At 71.8% G+C, this 19,948-nt stretch carries 23 protein-coding genes and 1 tRNA gene; 17 read left to right on the top strand and 7 right to left on the bottom strand.

Going from position 1 to position 19,948, the window contains the following annotated elements; translation table 11 throughout:
- The first annotated feature begins 71 nt into the window (after positions 1-71).
- The 7 genes from cmk (at position 72) to ASD10_RS14665 (ending at position 4,730) form a co-directional block, all read left to right on the top strand.
- Positions 72-734: a (d)CMP kinase gene (gene cmk / locus ASD10_RS14695; RefSeq protein ID WP_056609684.1), complete on the top strand. Its 663-nt coding sequence runs from the start codon at positions 72-74 to the stop codon at positions 732-734.
- The gene (locus ASD10_RS14690) at positions 731-1,432 is read left to right on the top strand and encodes a 1-acyl-sn-glycerol-3-phosphate acyltransferase (RefSeq protein ID WP_056609683.1); all 702 of its coding nucleotides are present in this window, start codon (positions 731-733) and stop codon (positions 1,430-1,432) included. The genes cmk and ASD10_RS14690 overlap by 4 nt, the downstream gene beginning before the upstream one ends.
- Positions 1,425-2,750 carry a ribosome biogenesis GTPase Der gene (gene der, locus ASD10_RS14685; RefSeq protein WP_056609681.1) on the top strand — a complete coding sequence of 442 codons (1,326 nt, stop codon included), beginning with the start codon at positions 1,425-1,427 and terminating at the stop codon, positions 2,748-2,750. The genes ASD10_RS14690 and der overlap by 8 nt, the downstream gene beginning before the upstream one ends.
- Before the next feature lie 134 nt (positions 2,751-2,884).
- Positions 2,885-2,958: transfer RNA gene (locus ASD10_RS14680), tRNA-Pro, on the top strand.
- Positions 2,959-3,089: 131 nt separating this feature from the next.
- Positions 3,090-3,680, top strand: coding sequence for a TIGR00730 family Rossman fold protein (locus ASD10_RS14675; RefSeq protein WP_082556223.1), 591 nt, complete (start codon positions 3,090-3,092; stop codon positions 3,678-3,680).
- Positions 3,677-4,093 (top strand): NUDIX domain-containing protein, encoded by a 417-nt coding sequence (locus ASD10_RS14670; protein WP_056609679.1) that lies wholly within the window; start codon positions 3,677-3,679, stop codon positions 4,091-4,093. The genes ASD10_RS14675 and ASD10_RS14670 overlap by 4 nt, the downstream gene beginning before the upstream one ends.
- Before the next feature lie 10 nt (positions 4,094-4,103).
- Positions 4,104-4,730, top strand: coding sequence for an alpha/beta hydrolase (locus ASD10_RS14665; RefSeq protein WP_056609677.1), 627 nt, complete (start codon positions 4,104-4,106; stop codon positions 4,728-4,730).
- On the opposite strand, the gene ASD10_RS14660 is transcribed toward ASD10_RS14665, so the two are convergent.
- Complete coding sequence (locus tag ASD10_RS14660; protein WP_056609675.1) at positions 4,727-5,092, bottom strand: RNA-binding S4 domain-containing protein; 366 nt, start codon at positions 5,090-5,092, stop codon at positions 4,727-4,729. The two genes, ASD10_RS14665 and ASD10_RS14660, sit on opposite strands and share 4 nt — an antisense overlap.
- A 23-nt stretch (positions 5,093-5,115) precedes the next feature.
- Between ASD10_RS14660 and ASD10_RS14655 the strand changes: the two genes are divergently transcribed.
- Positions 5,116-5,361: an RNA-binding S4 domain-containing protein gene (locus ASD10_RS14655; RefSeq protein ID WP_056609673.1), complete on the top strand. Its 246-nt coding sequence runs from the start codon at positions 5,116-5,118 to the stop codon at positions 5,359-5,361.
- Between the two features lie 18 nt (positions 5,362-5,379).
- On the opposite strand, the gene ASD10_RS14650 is transcribed toward ASD10_RS14655, so the two are convergent.
- Entirely contained in the window at positions 5,380-5,817 is a 438-nt protein-coding gene (locus ASD10_RS14650; RefSeq protein WP_056609671.1) for a hypothetical protein, read from the bottom strand.
- Positions 5,818-5,841: 24 nt separating this feature from the next.
- On the opposite strand from ASD10_RS14650, the gene ASD10_RS14645 reads away from it, so the two are divergent.
- The 5 genes from ASD10_RS14645 (at position 5,842) to ASD10_RS14625 (ending at position 11,430) form a co-directional block, all read left to right on the top strand.
- On the top strand, positions 5,842-6,945 hold the full coding sequence (locus tag ASD10_RS14645; protein WP_056609669.1) for an LLM class flavin-dependent oxidoreductase: 1,104 nt from the start codon (positions 5,842-5,844) through the stop codon (positions 6,943-6,945).
- Entirely contained in the window at positions 6,942-7,988 is a 1,047-nt protein-coding gene (locus ASD10_RS14640) for a Gfo/Idh/MocA family protein (protein ID WP_056609667.1), read from the top strand. The genes ASD10_RS14645 and ASD10_RS14640 overlap by 4 nt, the downstream gene beginning before the upstream one ends.
- Before the next feature lie 53 nt (positions 7,989-8,041).
- Complete coding sequence (locus tag ASD10_RS14635; protein WP_056609665.1) at positions 8,042-9,247, top strand: cysteine desulfurase family protein; 1,206 nt, start codon at positions 8,042-8,044, stop codon at positions 9,245-9,247.
- Complete coding sequence (gene mnmA / locus ASD10_RS14630) at positions 9,244-10,332, top strand: tRNA 2-thiouridine(34) synthase MnmA (protein WP_056609663.1); 1,089 nt, start codon at positions 9,244-9,246, stop codon at positions 10,330-10,332. The genes ASD10_RS14635 and mnmA overlap by 4 nt, the downstream gene beginning before the upstream one ends.
- 123 nt (positions 10,333-10,455) lie before the next feature.
- Entirely contained in the window at positions 10,456-11,430 is a 975-nt protein-coding gene (locus ASD10_RS14625; protein ID WP_056609661.1) for a methionine synthase, read from the top strand.
- A gap of 6 nt (positions 11,431-11,436) precedes the next feature.
- Here the strand turns inward: ASD10_RS14625 and ASD10_RS14620 are convergent, their stop codons facing one another.
- The 5 genes from ASD10_RS14620 to ASD10_RS14600 are packed head-to-tail and all read right to left on the bottom strand — an operon-like array spanning position 11,437 to position 15,220.
- Positions 11,437-12,435, bottom strand: coding sequence for an asparaginase (locus tag ASD10_RS14620; RefSeq protein ID WP_056609660.1), 999 nt, complete (start codon positions 12,433-12,435; stop codon positions 11,437-11,439).
- A 4-nt stretch (positions 12,436-12,439) separates the two neighbouring features.
- On the bottom strand, positions 12,440-13,360 hold the full coding sequence (locus tag ASD10_RS14615; protein ID WP_056609658.1) for a polysaccharide deacetylase: 921 nt from the start codon (positions 13,358-13,360) through the stop codon (positions 12,440-12,442).
- A 24-nt stretch (positions 13,361-13,384) separates the two neighbouring features.
- Positions 13,385-13,942 (bottom strand): amino acid synthesis family protein, encoded by a 558-nt coding sequence (locus tag ASD10_RS14610; RefSeq protein WP_056609656.1) that lies wholly within the window; start codon positions 13,940-13,942, stop codon positions 13,385-13,387.
- Positions 13,939-14,523, bottom strand: coding sequence for an amino acid synthesis family protein (locus ASD10_RS14605; protein WP_200938278.1), 585 nt, complete (start codon positions 14,521-14,523; stop codon positions 13,939-13,941). Before ASD10_RS14605 ends, ASD10_RS14610 begins: the two co-directional genes overlap by 4 nt.
- 13 nt (positions 14,524-14,536) lie before the next feature.
- On the bottom strand, positions 14,537-15,220 hold the full coding sequence (locus tag ASD10_RS14600) for a GntR family transcriptional regulator (protein WP_056609652.1): 684 nt from the start codon (positions 15,218-15,220) through the stop codon (positions 14,537-14,539).
- Between the two features lie 161 nt (positions 15,221-15,381).
- Between ASD10_RS14600 and ASD10_RS14595 the strand changes: the two genes are divergently transcribed.
- The 4 genes from ASD10_RS14595 (at position 15,382) to ASD10_RS14580 (ending at position 19,947) form a co-directional block, all read left to right on the top strand.
- Complete coding sequence (locus tag ASD10_RS14595) at positions 15,382-16,206, top strand: alpha/beta fold hydrolase (protein ID WP_082556221.1); 825 nt, start codon at positions 15,382-15,384, stop codon at positions 16,204-16,206.
- 68 nt (positions 16,207-16,274) lie between these two features.
- The gene (locus ASD10_RS14590; RefSeq protein WP_056609648.1) at positions 16,275-17,318 is read left to right on the top strand and encodes a BMP family protein; all 1,044 of its coding nucleotides are present in this window, start codon (positions 16,275-16,277) and stop codon (positions 17,316-17,318) included.
- 8 nt (positions 17,319-17,326) lie between these two features.
- On the top strand, positions 17,327-18,868 hold the full coding sequence (locus ASD10_RS14585; protein ID WP_157432615.1) for an ABC transporter ATP-binding protein: 1,542 nt from the start codon (positions 17,327-17,329) through the stop codon (positions 18,866-18,868).
- Positions 18,865-19,947: an ABC transporter permease gene (locus ASD10_RS14580; RefSeq protein ID WP_056609646.1), complete on the top strand. Its 1,083-nt coding sequence runs from the start codon at positions 18,865-18,867 to the stop codon at positions 19,945-19,947. Before ASD10_RS14585 ends, ASD10_RS14580 begins: the two co-directional genes overlap by 4 nt.
- The last annotated feature ends 1 nt before the right edge of the window (position 19,948 follow it).

Here is a 19,948-nt window from a genome sequence, read left to right as displayed (position 1 = left end):
CGAGACCCACCACCCGTCATCCCGCAGACCCGTTCCCCGCAGACCCGTTCCCCGAAGAAGGTGCACCTCCAGTGACTTCCCCCCTCGTCATCGCGATCGACGGGCCGTCCGGCTCCGGCAAGTCGAGCACGTCCCGCGGCGTCGCCGACCGCCTCGGTCTCGACTACCTCGACACCGGTGCGATGTACCGGGCCATGACGTGGGCGCTGCTGCGCCGGGGCGTCGACCTGGCCGACGCCGAGGCCGTCGCGACGGCGTCCGGCGCCGTCACGCTGGCGTCGGGCACCGATCCGCTCGACCCGACGATCCACGTCGACGGCACCGACGTCGCCGAGCCGATCCGCACCGACGAGGTGACGGGATCGGTCAGCCTCGTCGCGGCGGTGCCGCACGTGCGCGAGCTGCTGGTCGACCTGCAGCGCCGCGTCATCGCGGGCAGCGACGGCATCGTGGTCGAGGGGCGCGACATCGGCTCGGTCGTCGCCCCCGACGCACGGGTCAAGATCTACCTGGTCGCCGATCCCGCGGCGCGCGCCGCACGCCGTGCCGCCGAGAACGGCGGTGCCGACGCGGCCGCCACCGAGGCTGCGCTCGCCGCCCGCGACCGCATCGACTCGACGCGGGCGGCGTCGCCGCTCGTGCAGTCGGAGGGCTCGGTCGTCGTCGACGGCACCCACCTCACGCTCGACGAGGTCATCGACACCATCGTCGGGATCGTCGACCAGGCCACGTGAGCGTCCCGCTCGGCCCCGCAGCCGGACTGCCCGAACGGGGCCTGCGGCTCCTGCGGGGCCGCGCGGCCGGATACATGCACCGTCGGTGGGAGATCCACCAGCGGGGGCTCGAGCACGTCCCGTCCGCGGGGCCCGTCATCGTCGCGAGCAACCACATCGGCTGGCTCGACGGGCCGCTGCTGGTGGCGACCGCGCCGCGTCCGCTGCACGCCATGGCCAAGGAGGAGGAGTTCGTCGGCCGCACCGGACGACTCCTGCGGTTCGCGGGCCAGATCAAGATCGCCCGCCAGCGCACCGACAGCGGCGCGCTGCGGCAGGCGGTCCGTGCGCTGTCGGCCGGGCAGGGCGTCCTGATCTACCCGGAGGGCCGGCGCGGCGACGGCGAGCTCACGACCTTCAAGGGCGGCGTCGCGTACCTCGCGCTCGTCACGGGCGCCCCGGTGGTGCCCGTCGCGCTGTTCGGCACGCGGCAGCCGGGGGAGGGGCCGAGCGCCCGTCCGGCACCCCGCACCCGCCTCGACATCGTCTACGGCGAGCCGATCCGGCTGCCGATGCAGGGTTGGCCGCGAGATCGTGGGATGCTGGAGGACGCAGGGGCCAGAATCCACGGTCATCTGCGTGCCCATGTCTCCTGGGCCAAGGACGCGCTGCAGCGCGACCTCCCCGGCCCCCTTCCGACAGGATCCCCTGATGTCTGACGTCGTTCCCGTTCTCGCCGTGATCGGGCGACCCAACGTCGGCAAGTCGACGCTGGTCAACCGCATCATCGGCCGACGCGAGGCCGTCGTCGAGGACGTGCCGGGCGTGACCCGCGACCGCGTCTCGTACGACGCCGTCTGGAACGGTCGCGCGTTCACCGTCGTCGACACCGGCGGCTGGGACCCCGACGCCCGGGGTCTCGCCGAGCGGATCGCCGCGCAGGCCGAGATCGCGATCCAGGTCGCCGACGCCGTGCTGTTCGTCGTCGACGCCACGGTCGGCATCACCGACGTCGACGAGAAGGTCGTCCGTCTGCTGCGCGCCGCCAAGAAGCCCGTCGTCCTGGCGGCCAACAAGGTCGACGACCAGCGCACCGAGGTCGAGGCCGCGGGTCTGTGGAACCTGGGGCTGGGCGAGCCGTGGCCGGTGTCGGCCCTGCACGGTCGTGGCAGCGGCGACATGCTCGACGCCGTCATCGACGCGCTGCCGTCCCCGCCGCCGGAGGACTTCGACGCACCCCAGGGTCCGCGCCGCGTCGCGATCGTCGGCAAGCCCAACGTCGGCAAGTCGAGCCTGCTCAACCGCCTGGCCGGCGAGGAGCGGGTCGTCGTCGACGACGCGTCCGGCACGACCGTCGACCCCGTCGACGAGATCGTCGAGCTCGGTGGCCGCACCTGGAACTTCATCGACACCGCCGGCATCCGCCGTCGCGTGCGCGACGCCTCGGGGCACGAGTACTACGCGAGCCTGCGCACCAGCTCGGCGATCGACCGGGCCGAGGTCGCCGTCGTGATCATCGACGGCAGCGTGCCGCTGACCGAGCAGGACACCCGCATCATCAGCTCGGTCGCCGAGGCGGGCCGCGCCATGATCATCGCGTTCAACAAGTGGGACCTCGTCGACGAGGAGCGCCAGTACTACCTGTCGCGCGAGATCGAGCGTGAGCTCGTGCAGGTGCCGTGGGCGCCGACGATCAACATCACGGCCCGCACGGGCTGGCACGTCGACCGGCTCGTGCGCGCGCTCGACGCGGCGCTGGAGGGCTGGGAGACCCGCGTGCCCACCGGCATGCTCAACGCCTTCCTGGGCCGCCTGGTGGCCGAGCACCCGCACCCCGTGCGCGGCGGCAAGCAGTCGAAGATCATGTTCGGCACGCAGGCGTCGACGGCGCCCCCGACGTTCGTGCTGTTCACGTCCGGCAAGCTCGAGGCGTCGTACATGCGCTTCATCGAGCGTCGCCTGCGCGAGGAGTTCGGCTTCGTCGGCTCGCCGATCCACCTGCAGCAGCGTCCGCGCAAGAAGCGCGAGCGCCGCTGAGCCTTCCTCACCCCGGGTCCGAAGTGCGGGGTTCCGGACCTTTTCGGCGGTCCGAGCCGGTCCGGTCCTCCGCACATCGGGGCTGGTGGTGAGGGGGAGGCGGAGGCTGCGGTAGAGTCTCACCTCGGTACGAACGGGCTGTAGCGCAGCTTGGTAGCGCACCTGACTGGGGGTCAGGGGGTCGCAGGTTCAAATCCTGTCAGCCCGACGTTCGTGATCTCCATGGAGATCGAGAGGTCCCGGATCCGCTCACGCGGGTCCGGGACTTCTCACGTCCGGGGCCTCCGGCTCCGGACGTTATCGTGGTGCGTCGTCACCGTCCCCCAGCTCGGAGCACCCATGACACTGTCCGCCGTCGCCGTCTTCTGCGGCTCCAGCCTCGGCACCGACCCCGCGTTCGCCGAGGCGGCACGCCTGACCGGACGCACGCTGGCCGAGCGCGGCATCGGCGTCGTCTACGGGGGCGGCCACGTGGGCCTGATGGGCACGGTCGCCGACGCCGCGATCGAGGCGGGCGGCCGCGTGGTCGGCGTCATCCCGCGCCAGCTCGACGATCGCGAGCTCTCGCACCGCGGGGTCACCGAGCTGCACGTGGTCGAGTCGATGCACGAGCGCAAGCAGCTCATGGCCGACCTGTCGGACGCCTTCATCGCGCTGCCCGGTGGTGCCGGGACACTCGAGGAGATCGCCGAGCAGTGGACGTGGGCGCAGCTGACGATCCACGCCAAGCCCAGCGGCTTCCTCGACGTCGGGGGCTTCTGGGCGCCCATGCGCCAGATGCTCGAGACGATGGTCTCGTCGGGCTTCGTGCGTGCCGAGCAGTCGGGCATCGTGACGTTCGACGACGACCTCGACGCGCTGCTCGAGGCGCTCGCCGCCCCGCCGTCGTGGACCGACAAGTGGGGCGTCGCCACCGTGCCGAAGCCGTGAGCGCACCCGTCATCCACGTCGCCGCGGCCCTGGCCGTCGACGACCGCGGTCGCGCGCTGATGGTGCGCAAGATCGGCACCCGTGCCTTCATGCAGCCCGGCGGCAAGATCGAGCCGGGGGAGCACCCCCTCGACACCCTGCGCCGCGAGCTGGGGGAGGAGCTCGGTCTCGACCTGCCCGCCGAGGCGTTCGCGTGGGTCGGCACGTTCGAGCAGGACGCGGCCAACGAGCCGGGCCACGTCGTGCGCGCCGAGGTGTACTCCGTGACGGTCGACGCCGCCGCTCCCTCGGCGGCCGCGGAGATCGCGGAGTGCCGCTGGGTCGACCCGCGCGACCCCGGCGACGTCGAGCTGGCGCCGCTCAGCTCGCAGTCGCTGCTCCCGATCCTGGTTGACGGTTCAACCGGCATCTAGGATCGGTGCCATGACGACGCAGATCGACGACACCCGCACCGTCCGCGGCGGCACCGACACCGACCCCCTGGTGCTGCTGCTGCACGGCTTCGGGTCGAACGAGCAGGACCTGCCGAGCCTCGTGCCACACCTGCCGGGCGGGCTGGCGTTCGCATCGGTCCGGGCCCCCCTGACGCTCGGGCCGGGGTCGTACGCGTGGGTGCCGATCGCGGTGCCGGGACGCCCCGACCCGGCCGTCGTCGAGGCCTCGACCGACGCGCTGCTGGCCTGGCTCGACGAGCACGTCGCACCTAGGCGCGTCGTCGTCCCGCTCGGCTTCTCCCAGGGCGGCCTGATGGTCACGCAGCTGCTGCGCGCCCGTCCCGAGCGGTTCGTCGCAGGGCTCGTGCTGTCGGGCTTCGTGCTCGACCGGCCGGCAGCGGGCGACGCGACGCTCGCGGACCGTCGCGTGCCGGTGTTCTTCGGCCACGGCGACGCCGACCCGGTCATCGCGCCCGATGCGACGCAGCGGGCGTCGGCCTGGCTCGCTCAGCACGCCGACGTCACCGACAGGACGTACGAGGGGCTCGCGCACGGCATCTCGGCGGCCGAGCTCGCGGACGTCCACGCGTTCGTCGCGTCCGCCCTGACCGACTAGCGTCCGCGCAGCCGGTCCATCGCCCGGCGGTCGCGCTTGGTGGGGCGTCCGGCGCCGCGGTCGCGCCGCGGCATGACCGCGACCTCCTCCTTCGGCGGGGGCGGAGGGGTCTTGTCGACGTAGCACTGCACCGCGACGGGCGCCCCGACCCGCTTGACGATGATGCGGCTCACCACGACGACGCGCAGGCCGCCCTCGGTCAGGGCCTCGATCCGGTCGCCGATGTTGACGGGCTGCGACGGCTTGGCCTTCGCGCCGTTGATGCGCACGTGGCCCGCCCGGCACTCCTTCGACGCGATCGACCGGTTCTTGTAGAGCCGGACGGCCGACACCCACACGTCGGCGCGCGCTGAGGTGTCCATGCCCCGACTCTAGACTGGCCCGCATGGGAACCGGAGCGGGAGACGACGACATCGAGGTCATCGAGATCAGCGGCGACATGATCCGGCTCGGGCAGTTCCTGAAGTTCGCGAACTTCGCCGACTCGGGCGCCCACGCCGGCGCCATCATCGGCGACGGCGACGTGCTGGTCGACGGGACGGTCGAGACCCGCCGCGGGCGTCAGCTCGCCAAGGGCATGGTCGTCGAGGTGCGCACCGCCGCCGAGACGCACGTGGCGCGCGTCGGCTGACGCGTCGGGGGGCGGCGCTCAGGCCAGGCGGTCGCGCCACGCCGCGACGTCGGGCACCGAGAACGCGGCGGCGTCCGCGAGCCCGTCGACGTCCCACGTGACCACCAGGAGATCGGCCCCCGTGGTCTTGCCCAGGAAGTGCCGCGTCGCGCGCGCCGACGAGATCGCGTCGCGCGGCACGAGGATGTCGCGCTCGGGCAGCAGCTGGGCGAACAGCAGGTGCGAGTCGCCGACGGCCAGCGTGCCCATGCCGCGCGTCTGCAGCCGTCCCTCCGACGCCAGGCCCACGAGGCTCGCGGGCTCGGAGTGTCGGGGGTCGATGGTCGCGAGCCGCTGGCGGTGGCGGGTCCGCAACGACCGCACGCGCGTGAGGCCCACCAGGGCGAAGGCGAGCATGCCCAGCAGCAGACCCGCGATGACGATGATGACGATCTCGAGCACGACGTCAGTCTGCACCAGGCGCCTCCCTACGATGGACGCATGCCACCTGCTGATCGTCCGTCCGGCACGGCGCCGGCCCGCCTCGAGCTCGGTCTCGACACCTTCGGCGACGTGACGGCGGGGCCCGACGGCCGTCCGCTGCCGTACGACCGGGTCATCCGCGACATCGTCGAGCAAGCCGTGCTCGCCGACCGGCTGGGTCTGTCGTTCTTCGGCGTCGGCGAGCACCACCGCGACGACTTCGCGGTCAGCGCCCCCGAGGTCGTGCTGGCGGCCATCGCGTCGCGCACGACGCAGATCCGGCTCGGCACCGCCGTCACGGTGCTGAGCTCCGACGACCCGATCCGCGTGTACGAGCGGTTCGCGACGCTCGACGCCGTGTCGGACGGACGGGCCGAGGTGATCCTCGGACGCGGCTCGTTCACGGAGTCGTTCCCGCTGTTCGGGCTCGACCTCGCGCAGTACGAGGAGCTGTTCAGCGAGAAGCTCGACCTGTTCGCGGCGCTGCGCACCGAGGGTCCCGTCACGTGGCAGGGGCGTCTGCGGCCGCCGCTGGTCGACCAGCACGTGTTCCCGAAGACCGCGGCGGGCTCGCTGCGGACGTGGATCGGCGTGGGCGGCAGCCCCGAGTCGGTCGTGCGGGCCGCGCGCTACGGCATCCCGCTGATGCTCGCGATCATCGGCGGGCCGCCGGCGCAGTTCGCCCAGTTCACCGACCTGTACCGGCGCGCGCTCGACCAGCTCGGACAGCCGCGGCTGCCGATCGGCGTGCACTCGCCGGGCCACGTGGCCGACACCGACGAGCAGGCGCGCGACGAGCTCTGGCCGCACTTCGCGAAGCAGCGCGAGCGCATCGGTCGCGAGCGCGGGTGGCCCCCGCCGACGCGCGGTGAGTTCGAGGCGGCGGCCGGGCCCGAGGGCGCGGTGTACGTCGGATCGCCGCGGACCGTGGCCGACAAGATCATTCGCAACGTCCGCATCCTCGGCCTCGACCGCTTCGACCTGAAGTTCAGCAACGGCGCGCTGCCGCACGAGACGCTGATGCACAGCATCGAGCTGTACGGTCGCGAGGTCGCGCCGCTCGTGCACGCCGCGCTGCAGGAGCACCCCCACGACCACACCGCCGCGAAAGGCACCCCATGACGTTCCCGACCGTCCTGCCCACGCCCCGCACGCCCGACCCGCGCGACGCGCCGCCGCTGCGCTGGGCCGTCATGGGTCCGGGGTGGATCGCCGAGCGGTTCGTCGAGTCGCTGCAGGCCCACACGACGCAGGTCGTCGCGGCGGTCGGCTCGCGATCGGCCGACCGGGCCCGTGACTTCGCCGACCGGTACGGCATCCCCACGGCCGTCGGCTCGTACGAGGAGCTCGTCGCGCTCGACGACGTCGACATCGTCTACGTCGCGACGCCCCACCCGTCGCACCTCGAGCACGCGGTCATGAGCATGGAGGCCGGCAAGCACGTGCTGGTCGAGAAGCCCATCGCGATCAGCGCCGACCAGGCCCGGCAGATCGCGGCCGTCGCCGAGCGCACGGGCGTGTTCTGCGCCGAGGCCCTCTGGACGCTGTTCCTGCCGAAGTGGGACGTCCTGCGCCAGCTGCTCGACGCCGATGCGATCGGTCGGCTGCGGTCCGTGCACACGGTCTACGGCGAGTTCTTCCCCGACGACCACCGCATCTTCGACGCGTCGCTGGCGGGCGGGCCCCTGCTCGACCTCGGCACCTACCCGCTGGCCTACGTCACGTCGCTGCTCGGGCCGGCGACGTCCGTGGCGGCCGCCGGCGTGCCGGACGACCGGGGCGTCAACGGACAGCTCGGCGCGACGATGCTGCACGACGGCGGCACGATGTCGGTCGTCGCGACGACGCTGCACGGCTGGCCGCGCAACGAGATCACGATCATCGGCAGCGAGGGCGTCGTGACGGTCGAGGCCCTGCACAACTCGCCGGGCCCGATCACGGTCACCTCCGCCGACCGCAGCGCGACGCTGACGTACGACGAGCCCCACGGCGACCAGGTCGGTGGACTGCACTTCCAGGCCACCGACGCCGCGCGACGCATCGCGGCGGGGGAGCGCGAGACGCCGGTCCGTCCGCTCAGCGCCTCGATCGCGTCGCTCGAGGCGTCCGACGAGATCAGGCGTCAGATCGGCATCTCGTTCGCCGCGGCGGGGCTCGACGAGTAGCGGCGAGTGCGGCGGCTGACGTCCTACGGGGCGCGGACTACGCTGGTCGTGCCATGACGTCCACACCCACCACCGCCTACCTCGACCACGCGGCGACCACGCCGATGGTGCCCGAGGCGATCACCGCGATGGCCGAGCAGATGGGCGTGACGGGCAACGCCTCGTCGCTGCACGCGTCCGGCCGGGCCGCACGCCGCACCGTCGAGGAGGCCCGCGAGCTGATCGCCGAGCGCTTCGGCGCCCGCCCCAGCGAGGTCGTGTTCTGCTCGGGCGGCACCGAGGCCAACAACCTGGCCATCAAGGGCATGTACTGGTCGCGCATCGCGAAGGACCCGGCGCGCCAGCGGATCGTCTTCAGCTCGATCGAGCACCACGCCCTGCTCGACCCCGTCACGTGGCTGGCCCAGCACGAGGGGGCCGAGGTCGAGATGACACCGGTCGACAAGCAGGGACGCATCGTGGTCGACGACCTGCGCGCCGCGGTCGAGCGCGACCCGGCCAGCGTCTCGGCCGTCACGACGATGTGGGCCAACAACGAGATGGGCACGATCCAGCCCATCGCCGACGTCGTCGCGATCGCCCGCGCCCACGACATCCCCGTCCACAGCGACGCCGTGCAGGCGGCCGGCTACGTGCCGCTCGACTTCGCCGGCACGGGTCTGGACGCCATGACCGTCACGGCCCACAAGCTCGGCGGCCCCGTCGGTGTCGGTGCGCTGGTCATCGCGCGCGAGCTCGACGCGACGCCCCTGCTGCACGGTGGCGGGCAGGAGCGCGACCTGCGGTCCGGCACCGTCAGCGTCGCCCTGATCGCCGCGTTCGCCGCGGCCGTCGACGTCACGGTGTCGCGGCAGCGCGAGACCGTCGAGCGCATCGAGCGGCTGCGCCGCCGGCTGGTCGAGGGCATCGTCGAGACGGTGCCCGACGCGATCGTCAACGGCGACCCCGAGCCGGGCGTCGACCACCGGCTGCCGAACATCGCGCACGTGACGTTCCCGGGCTGCGAGGGCGACGCGATGCTGATGCTGCTCGACGCCCAGGGCATCGAGTGCTCGACCGGCTCGGCGTGCGCCGCGGGGGTTCCGCAGCCCAGCCACGTGCTGCTCGCGATGGGCTACGACGACGTCGCGGCCCGCGGGTCGCTGCGGTTCAGCCTCGGTCACACGTCGACCGAGGCCGACGTCGACCGCGTGCTGGCGGCGCTGCCGGCGGTGCACCAGCGGGCGCGCCGGGCCTCGCTCGTCCGGAGCGGGTCATGAGGGTCGTCGCGGCGATGTCGGGCGGCGTCGACTCGGCGGTCGCGGCGGCGCGCGCGGTCGACGCGGGGCACGACGTCACGGGCGTGCACCTCGCGCTGAGCCGCAACCCCCGCTCGTACCGCTCGGGGGCCCGCGGGTGCTGCTCGATCGAGGACGCCGGCGACGCCCGGCGCGCGGCCGACGCGCTCGGCATCCCGTTCTACGTGTGGGACATGAGCGAGGAGTTCGCCGACCACGTCGTCGACGACTTCATCGCCGAGTACACGGCGGGTCGCACGCCCAACCCGTGCCTGCGCTGCAACGAGAAGATCAAGTTCGCCGCCGTGCTCGACCGCGCGCTGGCGCTGGGCTTCGACGCCGTCGCGACGGGCCACTACGCGCAGCTGCGCACCTCCGCGGACGGCACGATCGAGATGCACCGCGCGATCGACCACGGCAAGGACCAGTCGTACGTCCTGGGCGTCCTGACGCAGGAGCAGCTCGCTCACTCGCTGTTCCCGCTCGGCGACACGACCAAGGACGTCGTGCGCGTCGAGGCGGCGGCCCGCGGCATCCAGGTCGCGCAGAAGCCCGACAGCCACGACATCTGCTTCATCCCCGACGGCGACAACGCCGGCTGGCTCAGCGAGAAGCTCGGGCCGAGGCCGGGCACGATCGTCGACGAGGACGGTGCGGTGCTGCGCGAGCACGACGGGGCGTACGCGTTCACGATCGGCCAGCGGCGCGGTCTGCGTCTCGGCGTGCCCGCCGACGACGGCAAGCCCCGGTTCGTGCTCGACATCGAGCCCGTCAGCGGCACCGTGACGGTCGGCTCGCGCGAGGCGCTGCTCGTCGACGCCCTCGAGTGCGTCAAGCCGCTGTGGTGCGGCACCCCGCCCACGGGGACGCTCGACTGCACGGTCCAGCTCCGCGCCCACGGTGACGAGCACCGGGCGCGGCTGGGCGTCGTCGACGGCAGGGTGTCGGTCGAGCTGCTCGACCCCGCCAGTGGCATCGCACCGGGCCAGGCGTGCGTCGTCTACGACGGCACGCGCGTCGTCGGCTCCGCCACGATCGCGTCGACCGCCCGCGTGGCGGTGCCCTAGCGTCCTTTCCCGCCGCGAGGCGGTGTGCCGGCGACCTGTCCCAGGCCTCGACACGTCGCCGGCTCACCGGCCGCGGCCGGGACACGTCGCACCGTCACCGCCCCTCCGACAGACAGGACCACCATGGCGCTCGCCACCGGCATCGGCTCGATGCCCGGCACCGACTTCACCGAGTCGCTGCGGGTCGTGCTCGACACCGTCGGCGACCTGCCGTTCGTGCCCGAGCTGCCGGGGCGCGGCATCCACGCCGGCATGATCGGCCGGACGCTGTCGCTGCTGTCGGGGCTCGAGGCCGATCTGCAGCCCGACGGCTGGCGCGTCGGCGTCGGCGAGGGCGGCGACGTGCGGCGGGCGCGGTCGCTGCTCGCGCAGGACCTCGACGTCGCCGAGGAGCTCGCGCAGGGGCACACCGGCCCGCTCAAGATCCAGGTCACGGGCCCGCTGACGCTCGCCGCGACGGTCGAGCGTCCCCGCGGTGACAAGATGCTCGCCGACCACGGCGCCCGGCGCGAGATCGGCGAGTCGCTGGCCGAGGGCCTGCGGGGTCACGTCGCGGACGTCCGCCGCCGGTTCGCGGACGCCGATCTCGTCGTGCAGGTCGACGAGCCCGCGATCGCCGCGGTGCTGACGGGCGGCATCCCCACGGCCAGCGGGTTCTCGCGACACCGCAGCGTCCACCCGCCCGAGGCCGACGCGATCCTGCGCACCGTCGTCGACGCGATCGTCGCCGGGGGAGCCCGGCCCGTCGTGCACTCGTGCGCGCCCGACGTCCCGGTCGAGCTGCTGGCGGGAGCGGGGTTCACGGCGATCGCGTTCGACCTGTCGCTCGTGCGGCCCGACGACGTGTGGGCCGAGTCGTTCGAGAAGGGCGTCGACCTGTGGTTCGGGGTCGTCCCGTCGACCGATGCCGCGGCGTCGTCCGACCAGGACCTCGCGGCCCGGGTGCGGACGTTCCTCGACCGTTTCGGCTTCGACGTCGAGCAGCACTCCGACCGCCTCGTGGTCTCGCCGACGTGCGGCCTGGCCGGGGCCTCGCCCCAGTGGGCCGCCCGTGCACTGACGCTGGCCGCCGCCGCGGCCGAGCGCCTCGAGGGCTGACCCGGACTAGCCGCTCGCCGCCTCGAACACGTCCGGCAGCCGGCCGACCGGGGAGCCGGACGTGAGCAGCAGGGTGAGGAGGAGGCGGGCCTTGAGGGGATCGAGCCCGACGGCCGACACGAGTCCGTGTGACAGGAGGTCCTGCTCCGACCCCGGGTAGTCGCCCGTCCGCCGGTACAGCTCGCCGGCACCCGTGCGCGACGAGAACACGACCGGCATGCGGTCGGCGAGATCGGCCAGAGCCGGCACCAGCCGTGCCGGCACGTGCCCCGCGCCGTACGTGGCGACCACGAGCCCGTCGTGACCCAACCCGGGCACCGCCCGCAGCAGCCGGTCGTCGGCGCCGAGCGTCAAGGTCACCAGCTCGACCGATGCGATCGGTGCACCCGCCGCGATCGGCACATGAGGTGATCGGGCCGTGGGACGCACCGTGATGCGCACCCGGTCCTCGACGACGAACCCGATCGGTCCGGCACCGGCCGCCGCGAAGGCCCCCGTCGCGGAGGTGTGCGCCTTGTGCGCGTGCCGCGCGAGCAGGACCACGTCGTCGAGGACGACGAGCACGCCGAGCCCGCGGGCGGACCCGGCCGCTGCGACCCGCACCGCCGTCACCAGGTTGCCGGGACCGTCCTCGCCGGGACGTCCCCGGTTGCGCATGGCGCCCGTCACGACGACGGGGACGTCGACCGCGAGCAGCAGGTCGAGCAGGTAGGCGGTCTCCTCGAGGGTGTCGGTGCCCTGTGTGACGACCACACCCTCGGTGCCGCCCTCCACCAGCCGCCCGATCCGGTCGGCCAGGTCGACGACGTCCACGATGTCGAGATCGGCCGACATCGTGCTGACGACCGTCCGGGCCTCCAGATCGGCGATCTCGCCGAGCACGGGGATCCCCGCCACCAGGTCGTGCGCGCCGGCGTCGAGGGTCGCGCCGGAGCCACGGTGGTCGACCCGTGCACCGATCGTCCCGCCGAGCGACAGGACGGCGATCGACGGGAGTCGTGTCATCGCCCTAGACCGCCCCGAACTCTCGGTCGAACGGGAACCGGCTGTCGGTCGCGAACGGGTACCGCCGCTTGAAGTCGTGGACGACCGACTCGCAGGTCTCGAAGCTCACGCCGTCGTGGCTCGCCATGTACTCGATGAGTCGCTCGAGCATCAGGAGCACCTGCGGACGTCCGGAGACGTCGGGGTGCAGGCAGATCGGGAACGTCGCGTAGTCATACTCGCGGTAGGCCCAGTCGAACTGGTCGCGCCACATGGTCTCGATGTCGCGGGGGTTCGCGAAGCCGTAGCTGTTGGGGCTCGACTTGACGAACATCATCGGCGGGAGGTCGTCGAGGTACCAGTTGAACGACAGGCTGACGAGCTCGATCTCCGTGCCGCGGACCAAGGGCTTCATCCACTCGTCGGCGGTCTTGGAGTAGTCGATCTTCGTCCAGCTGTCGCCCGTGCGGGCGTAGAAGGGCTGGAAGTCGTGGAGCACCTGCGTGCGGTCGTACTCGATGCCGTTGGAGAGCAGGAGGTCCGCCTGGATCGTGGTCATCTCTCCCCACGGCGCGATGTAGCCGGACGGGCGGCGGCCCCACAGCCCCTCGATGAGCTCGAGCGAGCGGTTGAGCACGTCCTCCTCCTGCTGGGGGGACATGTCGCGGGGGTTCTCGTGCGAGTAGCCGTGCGCACCGATCTCGTGCCCGGCGTCCACGACCATCTGCATCGCGCGGGGGAAGGTCTCGATGGAGTGCCCGGGGGTGAAGAACGTCGCCGGGATGTCGTACCGGTCGAACAGCTTGACCAGGCGCGGCACGCCCACGTCGCCGGCGAAGAGACCGCGCTGGATGTCCTGCAGGCTGTCCTCGCCGCCGTACGATCCGAGCCATCCGGAGACGGCGTCGACGTCGACGCCGAAGCTGACCTTGAAGTCCTTGCTCATGTCGTGCCTTTCGGTGAAGCGGGCTCAGGCCTCGCTGGTGGGGGAGAAGGCGGCGAGTCGCGCGTGCGGGCGTCCCTGCGCGGCCAGGGCGAGCGCGACGAGGATCTCGTCGGGACCGGGCGCGTCGGCGACACGGACCTCGACGCTCTGGTGGTGGGACCGGATCGTGGCGTCGGTGATGTGCTTGAGGGGTATGTCGAACGTGGCACCCGCGCCGGCGCGCTTCTCGACGGCCGGCAGCAAGGTCGTCGCGTCGGTCCGCTCGCGCAGGCGGTTGCCGAAGGCGAGCGTGTGGATCAACCCCGACCCGTGCTCGAGATCGCCGTTCTGTCCGACGATCGCGGCCTTGCCGTAGGCCTCGGCGGGCTCGCCGAGGGCGTCGACGACGCGGGTCGCCAGGAACGTCCCGAGCTCGGGTGCGACGGCGGCGATGCCGGGACCGAGGTCCTCGACGAATCCCTGCCCGGCCCAGGGGTTGGCGATGACGGCGACGGCGATCGCGACCCGTGCGGCGGGTGCGACCTCTCGACCGCCCTCGGCGTGGATCTCCTCGATGATGACGACGGACTTGCGGATGTTCATGACGGGACTCTCCAGGGGGTGGGATCGAACGGCGGGTCGGTGAGGCGGTCGCCGATGCGGGGCATCGGACGGCCGGCGGACGAGGTGGCGACGACGACGACGATCTCGTCCGGGTGCGGGGCGTCGGGCACGCTGACCGCGCACCCTTGGTAGTGGGATCGGGTGCTCGCGGACGTGACGTGGCACAGCGGGACGTGCACGGTCGTCCCGGCCTCCCCGCGGGCCTCGGTCGAGGCGATGACCGACGTGCCGGCGACGGCGGAGCGGACGACGTCGGAGAAGAACGGGTTGTGCACCAGGGCGGCGCCGTGCTCCACCTCGCCCGCCAGCCCGACGACGACGGCCTTGCCGAAGGCCTCGACGCGGTCGTCGCCGGCGTGATGGGGCAGGATCCGCGCCATGACGTCGCGAGCGAGCGCCGGACAGCTCTGGCGCACGAACGTGCTCAGGTCGTCGACGTGCGCGCGTCCCGCCCAGGGGTTGGTCACGACGGCCGCGACGACGACCCGTCGCACGACGCGGGGGAGCGTGACGCCGCCCTCGGTCACCGTCTCCTCGACGAGGGTGTGGAATTGGCGCACCTGTGCGGCCATCTCAGCGCTCCGATCCTCGCGGCGCGGCGGGCGAGAGCACCTCGAGGAGGGCGTCCTGGCTCGCCTGCACGTGATGGCGCATCAGGCGCTCGGACCCCGCGGCGTCGCGGGTCTCGATGACGTCGAGGATGTGCCGGTGCTCGTTCTCGCTCTCGGCGAACCGCCCGGGCAGCGACAGCGACGTCGACACGAGTCGGGTGTAGGCGAGCTGGTTCATCAGGGTCGTGTAGTGCTGGACGAGCTTGGAGTTGCCGGCGCCCTCCACGATGAGCTGGTGGAACTCGCCCACGAGGTCGGTGTAGGCAGCCACGTCGTTGGCGGCGAGCGCCGCGTCGGACCGCGCGATGTTGACCCGGAGGGCCTTCAGCTCGGGGACCTCCCCGCGCTGGGCGAGGAACCGCGCCGCGGCGCCCTCGAGCACCTCCTTCATCTGGAACAGCTCGATGATCTCGGCGCGCGAGGGCGTCGTGACGAAGGTGCCGACCCGGGGTCGGATCTCGACCAGACCCTCGGTCTGCAGCTGCTTGAGTGCCTCGCGGACCGGTGTGCGGCTGACGCCGTGCTCGGCGGCCAGGGTGACCTCGGACAGGGCGGCGCCCGACTCGAGGTCGCCACTGATGATCTGCGCGCGGATGCTGTCGGCGACCGTGAGCTGCATGCTGCGTGATGCGGATGCTTCTTGCATGGCACAGACGCTAGTGCGATGGCTCAAGGCTGTCAACGATCTAACGGATGTATGCAAGATTGTCACATCTGAGCCGCTTATTACGGCTGTGTAACGGTCTTCGGCGACTGCGTCCGAGGGGTTGACATGCATCCAAGCCATTGCCAATACTCATCTCTACCATGCAACAGACACCTCACAGCCCTGCTGATCGCGCGTTCACCACGTCGAACCCCCGCCTGGCCTACACCCTCCGCGGCCCGGCGACGGGCACGCCCGTCGTGCTCCTGCACGGGGTCGGCAGCTCCGCGTCCACCTGGCTCGAGCTGCAGTCGCACCTCGACGGCGACCTCTTCCTGATCGCCATCGACTACCGCGGCCACGGCGCGTCCGACCCCGTGACGGGCACGTGCGACCTGTCGATGTTCGTGGACGACCACGTGCGCCTGCTCGACGAGCTGGGCATCCGCTCGGCCCACGTCATCGGGTTCTCGGTCGGGGCGATCTTCGCGCAGGCGATCGCCGTGGCACACCCGGATCGCACCCGGTCCGTCGTGCTGCTGAGCTCGATCGCCGGCCGGTCGGCCGAGGAGCGGGACCGCGCGCTCGCGCGCCTCGAGGTGATCCGCCGGACGCCACCGGCGGAGTCGGCGGCGGGCAGCATCCGCCGATGGTTCACGGCCGACTTCATCGACCGTCGCCCCGACCTGGTCGAGGCCGAGCGCTCGATCGTCGCGGCCGTGGACCACCCGTCGTACGCGGCGACCTACGAGGTGCTCGCCACGACGGATCTCATCGACCAGGCACATCACGTCAGGGTGCCGACCCTCATCGTGACCGGTGAGCACGACGAGGGCTCCACGCCGGCGATGTCGCGCCAGCTGCACGAGCACATCGCCGGAGCGACGCTCGTCATCGTCCCGGGAGTCAAGCACTACTTGCACATCGAGCGCGCCGCCGAGCTGGCCGATCTCGTCACCGACTTCGTCCGGCGCGTCGACCCGTGACGGTCACGCCGCGTCGCGGCTCCCATCCCCGGCATCCCTCCACCCCCACCCCCAGAAAAGAGAAAACCATGAAGAAGAGGACGATCATCACCTCGGCGGTGCTGACCACCGTCGTCGCGCTGACGCTGGCCGCGTGCGGCGGCGGCAGCAGCAGCGGCGACGAGGGCTCGGCCGACGGCACCAAGACCATCAACATCTCCGCGCCGCTGAGCGGGCAGCTCGGCGACAAGAGCTTCATGGACTCGGCCAACGAGGGGCTCCAGTCGGCCGCGAAGGACTTCGGGGTCAAGGTCAAGGTCATCGAGGCGGGCGCCGACGACGCGCCTGCCTGGGAGCGCAACCTGACGGAGGCGTCGGCCAGCGGCAAGAACGACCTGATCGTCACGGGCGGAACCGTCATGGCCTCGACCCTCAAGAAGGTGGCCGCCCAGTTCCCCGAGCAGAAGTACCTGATCTTCGACTCGCCCTCGGTCGGCGACAACGTCACCGGCATCTCGTACGCGCAGAACGAGGGCGCGTTCCTCGTGGGCGCGCTCGCAGCCCTGGTCACGAAGAACCCCGACCAGTTCCCGCGGGCCAAGGGCACGGGCAAGATCGGTCTCGTCGGCGGCATGGACATCCCCGTCATCCGGGACTTCGCGGTGGGCTACGAGCAGGGCGCCAAGGCGATCGATCCCTCGATCGAGGTCGACGTCCGGTTCGTGGGCGACTTCGAGAGCGCCCAGGGTGCCTTCGACCTCGCGACCGCGATGTACAACGACGGCTCGGACGTGGTCTACCAGGTCGCGGGAGCGGCCGGACTCGGCGTCCTGAAGGCCGGCGAGGAGAGCGGTCGCTACGCGATCGGCACCGACTCGGACCAGAACGGCCTGCAGCCCGACTCGACCGTCGCCAGCGCGCTCAAGGCCGTCGGGACGACGGTCCACCTCGCGATCGAGCAGTTCGTCGACGGGAAGCTCGAGATGGGCACGACGATCAACGGCGGCATCGACAACGACGGTGTGGGCATCGCCTTCAACGACGAGCTCGTGCCCGCCGACATCCAGAAGCAGGTCGACGACCTGCGCCAGCAGGTCATCGACGGTGACATCACCGTCAAGAGCGCCCTCTAGGAGCCACCGTGACTGACCGCCCCGTTCCCGCCGCCCCCGCGCAGGACCCGCCCGTCCTCCGGCTCGAAGGCATCGTGAAGCGCTTCGGCACGATGACCGCCGTCGACACGGTCGACCTCGAGATCCGTGCCGGGGAGATCCACGCGCTGCTCGGCGAGAACGGGGCGGGCAAGTCGACCCTGATGAACTGCCTGTTCGGGCTGGTCCAGCCCGACGAGGGCACCATCCTGCTCGACGGCCTGCCGGTGGACGTCACGTCACCGCGCCGCGCCCTCGAGCTCGGGATCGGCATGGTGCACCAGCACTTCAAGCTGGTGCCGTCCCTGACCGTCGCGCAGAACGTGTTCCTCGGCAGCGAGCCGCACACGGGCCCCTTCGTGCAGACCAGGACCGCCGAGGAGACCGTCGCCCGGCTGGCCGACGAGTACGGCCTCGACGTCCGCCCCGACGAGAAGGTGCGGTCGCTGTCGGTCGGCGCGCAGCAGCGTGTCGAGATCCTGCGGGCCCTTGCCAAGGACGTGCGGATCCTCGTGCTGGACGAGCCCACCGCTGTCCTGACCCCCGCCGAGACCGAGCGCTTCTTCGACGTCGTGCGAGGCTTCGCGGCACGGGGCCTCGCGGTCGTCCTCATCAGCCACCACCTCAAGGAGGTGCGGCAGGTCGCCGACCGGGTGACGGTGCTGCGGTTGGGCAAGAGGGTCGCCCACGAGGCGATCGGTGACGTCACGAATGCCGACCTCGCCGCCCTGATCACCGGTGAGACACGCCCTGTCTCGAGCGAGGTGCAGCGCGGGACCCCCGGCGCGACCGTGCTCGAGGTCGAAGGACTGACGTTGCGCAACGGCCGTGGTGTCGAGGTCGTACACGACGTCAGCCTCCGGGTCGCCGCCGGTGAGATCGTCGGCGTGCTGGGCATCGCGGGCAACGGCCAGACCGAGCTGGTCGAGGCCGTCACCGGGTTGAGGAAGCCGACCGCCGGTCGGATCACCGTCAAGGGCGTCGACACGACCGGCGCGAGCCCTGGGACGGTCCGCGCCGCCGGCGTGGGGCACATCCCCGAGGACCGGATCGGACGCGGCATGGCCGGTTACTGGTCGGTCGATCACAACATCACCGCCGGATACCTCGACACCGACGAGGTCGGCGGGCGTCTGCTCTCGGACTCGAAGGCCTCGTCCCTGTCGGCGCGGCTCATGAAGGAGTTCGACGTGCGTGCCTCGTCCGGACGGCAGCTGGCCCGCCGGTTGTCGGGCGGCAACGCGCAGAAGATGGTGCTGGCCCGAGAGCTCTCGCGGCAACCCGATGTCGTGGTGTGTGCCGAGCCGACGCGGGGCCTGGACATCGCGGCGACCGACTTCGTGCGCCGCGAGCTCGTCGCCCGCCGCGACGCCGGTGGTGCCGTGCTCCTGGTGTCCAGCGAGATCGAGGAGGTCACGCAGGTCGCCGACCGCGTGCTCATCATCAGTGCGGGTCGCATCGTGGCGGAGTACGCCGACCACCGCCCGAGCGAGGCCGAGGTCGGTCGAGCCATGCTGGAAGGCAAGTCATGACCAACCAACTCACCGGCTCCGAGAACGAGGCCGGGACGCCCCGGGCCGGCAGCTGGATGACGGCCACGGCTCGCCGCGTCGTCCCCCTCGGCCTCCGGCAGTCGCTGATCGCGATCGTGCTGGGCCTGGCCATCTGCTTCGTCGTGATCCTCCTGGTCGCGTCCGACCCCCTGGCAGCGTTCGACTCGTTCATCGTCGGGACCTTCCGCAGCACCTACTCGTTCGGCAGCATGATCGCGATCGCGACGGTGCTGGTGCTGACCGCACTGGCCGCCGCGGTGTCGTTCCGCTCCGGCGCGTTCAACATCGGCACCGAGGGCCAGCTCGTCCTGGGCGGGCTGGTGGCGGCCGTGACCGCCCAGCACCTCGGGGTGACGGGCCTCGTCGGCCAGGCCGTCGCGCTGGTCGCCGCCGCCGTCGCCGGCGCGCTCTGGATCACGATCCCGGCGATCCTCAGGGTGCGGTACCGCACCAACGAGATCCTCACGACGCTGATGTTCAACTACATCGCGGCCGATCTCGCGCTGTACCTCGTCAACAGCTACTTCCGCGACGAGACGTCGGGCGCCGTCGAGACGCCGCCGCTCGACCAGTCGATGTGGCTCGAGCGGATCCTGCCCCCGTCCGCCGCCAACGTGGGTGTCGTCCTCGTGATCGTCATCGTCACCGCGATGTGGGTGCTGTTCGACCGCACGCGCACAGGGCGCCGCATGGAGGCCTCGGGCATGCAGCCGGCCTTCGCCGAGTACCTGGGCATCCGCTCCCACCGGTACCTGTTCTGCTCGCTGCTCGGCAGCGGCGCGCTCGCCGGCCTGGCCGGCGGCGTCGCGATCCTGGGCATCACCCATGCCTACGTGTCGGGCTTCTCGCCGCAGTACGGCTTCCTCGGGATCACGGTCGCCCTGATCGGACGGCTGCGACCCGTCGGGATCCTGCTGGCCGCCTTCCTGTACTCGACCCTCATGACCGGCGCGACCGCGATGCAGTCCACCACCGACGTGCCGTTCGCCCTCGTGTTCGTCCTGCAGGGCGTCCTGATCCTGCTCATCACGAGCCAGCGCACCGGCGGAAAGGCCTGAC

Source organism: Aeromicrobium sp. Root472D3 (assembly GCF_001426485.1).
In the GTDB taxonomy this organism is placed as follows: Bacteria; Actinomycetota; Actinomycetes; order Propionibacteriales; family Nocardioidaceae; genus Aeromicrobium.
The sequence above is the reverse complement of the archived record's forward strand: the minus strand, read 5'-3'. Positions and strand labels throughout refer to the sequence as shown.

Excerpts from the sequence above, each read along its gene's own strand:
- ASD10_RS14640 (WP_056609667.1), top strand. The coding sequence starts at position 6,942 with ATGACGTTCCCGACCGTCCTGCCCACGCCCCGCACGCCCGACCCGCGC.
- mnmA (WP_056609663.1), top strand. The coding sequence starts at position 9,244 with ATGAGGGTCGTCGCGGCGATGTCGGGCGGCGTCGACTCGGCGGTCGCG.
- der (WP_056609681.1), top strand. The coding sequence starts at position 1,425 with ATGTCTGACGTCGTTCCCGTTCTCGCCGTGATCGGGCGACCCAACGTC.
- ASD10_RS14675 (WP_082556223.1), top strand. The coding sequence starts at position 3,090 with ATGACACTGTCCGCCGTCGCCGTCTTCTGCGGCTCCAGCCTCGGCACC.
- ASD10_RS14655 (WP_056609673.1), top strand. The coding sequence starts at position 5,116 with ATGGGAACCGGAGCGGGAGACGACGACATCGAGGTCATCGAGATCAGC.
- ASD10_RS14620 (WP_056609660.1), bottom strand. The coding sequence starts at position 12,435 with ATGACACGACTCCCGTCGATCGCCGTCCTGTCGCTCGGCGGGACGATC.
- ASD10_RS14625 (WP_056609661.1), top strand. The coding sequence starts at position 10,456 with ATGGCGCTCGCCACCGGCATCGGCTCGATGCCCGGCACCGACTTCACC.
- ASD10_RS14580 (WP_056609646.1), top strand. The coding sequence starts at position 18,865 with ATGACCAACCAACTCACCGGCTCCGAGAACGAGGCCGGGACGCCCCGG.
- ASD10_RS14660 (WP_056609675.1), bottom strand. The coding sequence starts at position 5,092 with ATGGACACCTCAGCGCGCGCCGACGTGTGGGTGTCGGCCGTCCGGCTC.
- ASD10_RS14590 (WP_056609648.1), top strand. The coding sequence starts at position 16,275 with ATGAAGAAGAGGACGATCATCACCTCGGCGGTGCTGACCACCGTCGTC.
- ASD10_RS14665 (WP_056609677.1), top strand. The coding sequence starts at position 4,104 with ATGACGACGCAGATCGACGACACCCGCACCGTCCGCGGCGGCACCGAC.
- ASD10_RS14595 (WP_082556221.1), top strand. The coding sequence starts at position 15,382 with ATGCAACAGACACCTCACAGCCCTGCTGATCGCGCGTTCACCACGTCG.
- ASD10_RS14635 (WP_056609665.1), top strand. The coding sequence starts at position 8,042 with ATGACGTCCACACCCACCACCGCCTACCTCGACCACGCGGCGACCACG.
- ASD10_RS14615 (WP_056609658.1), bottom strand. The coding sequence starts at position 13,360 with ATGAGCAAGGACTTCAAGGTCAGCTTCGGCGTCGACGTCGACGCCGTC.
- ASD10_RS14600 (WP_056609652.1), bottom strand. The coding sequence starts at position 15,220 with ATGCAAGAAGCATCCGCATCACGCAGCATGCAGCTCACGGTCGCCGAC.
- ASD10_RS14610 (WP_056609656.1), bottom strand. The coding sequence starts at position 13,942 with ATGAACATCCGCAAGTCCGTCGTCATCATCGAGGAGATCCACGCCGAG.
- ASD10_RS14645 (WP_056609669.1), top strand. The coding sequence starts at position 5,842 with ATGCCACCTGCTGATCGTCCGTCCGGCACGGCGCCGGCCCGCCTCGAG.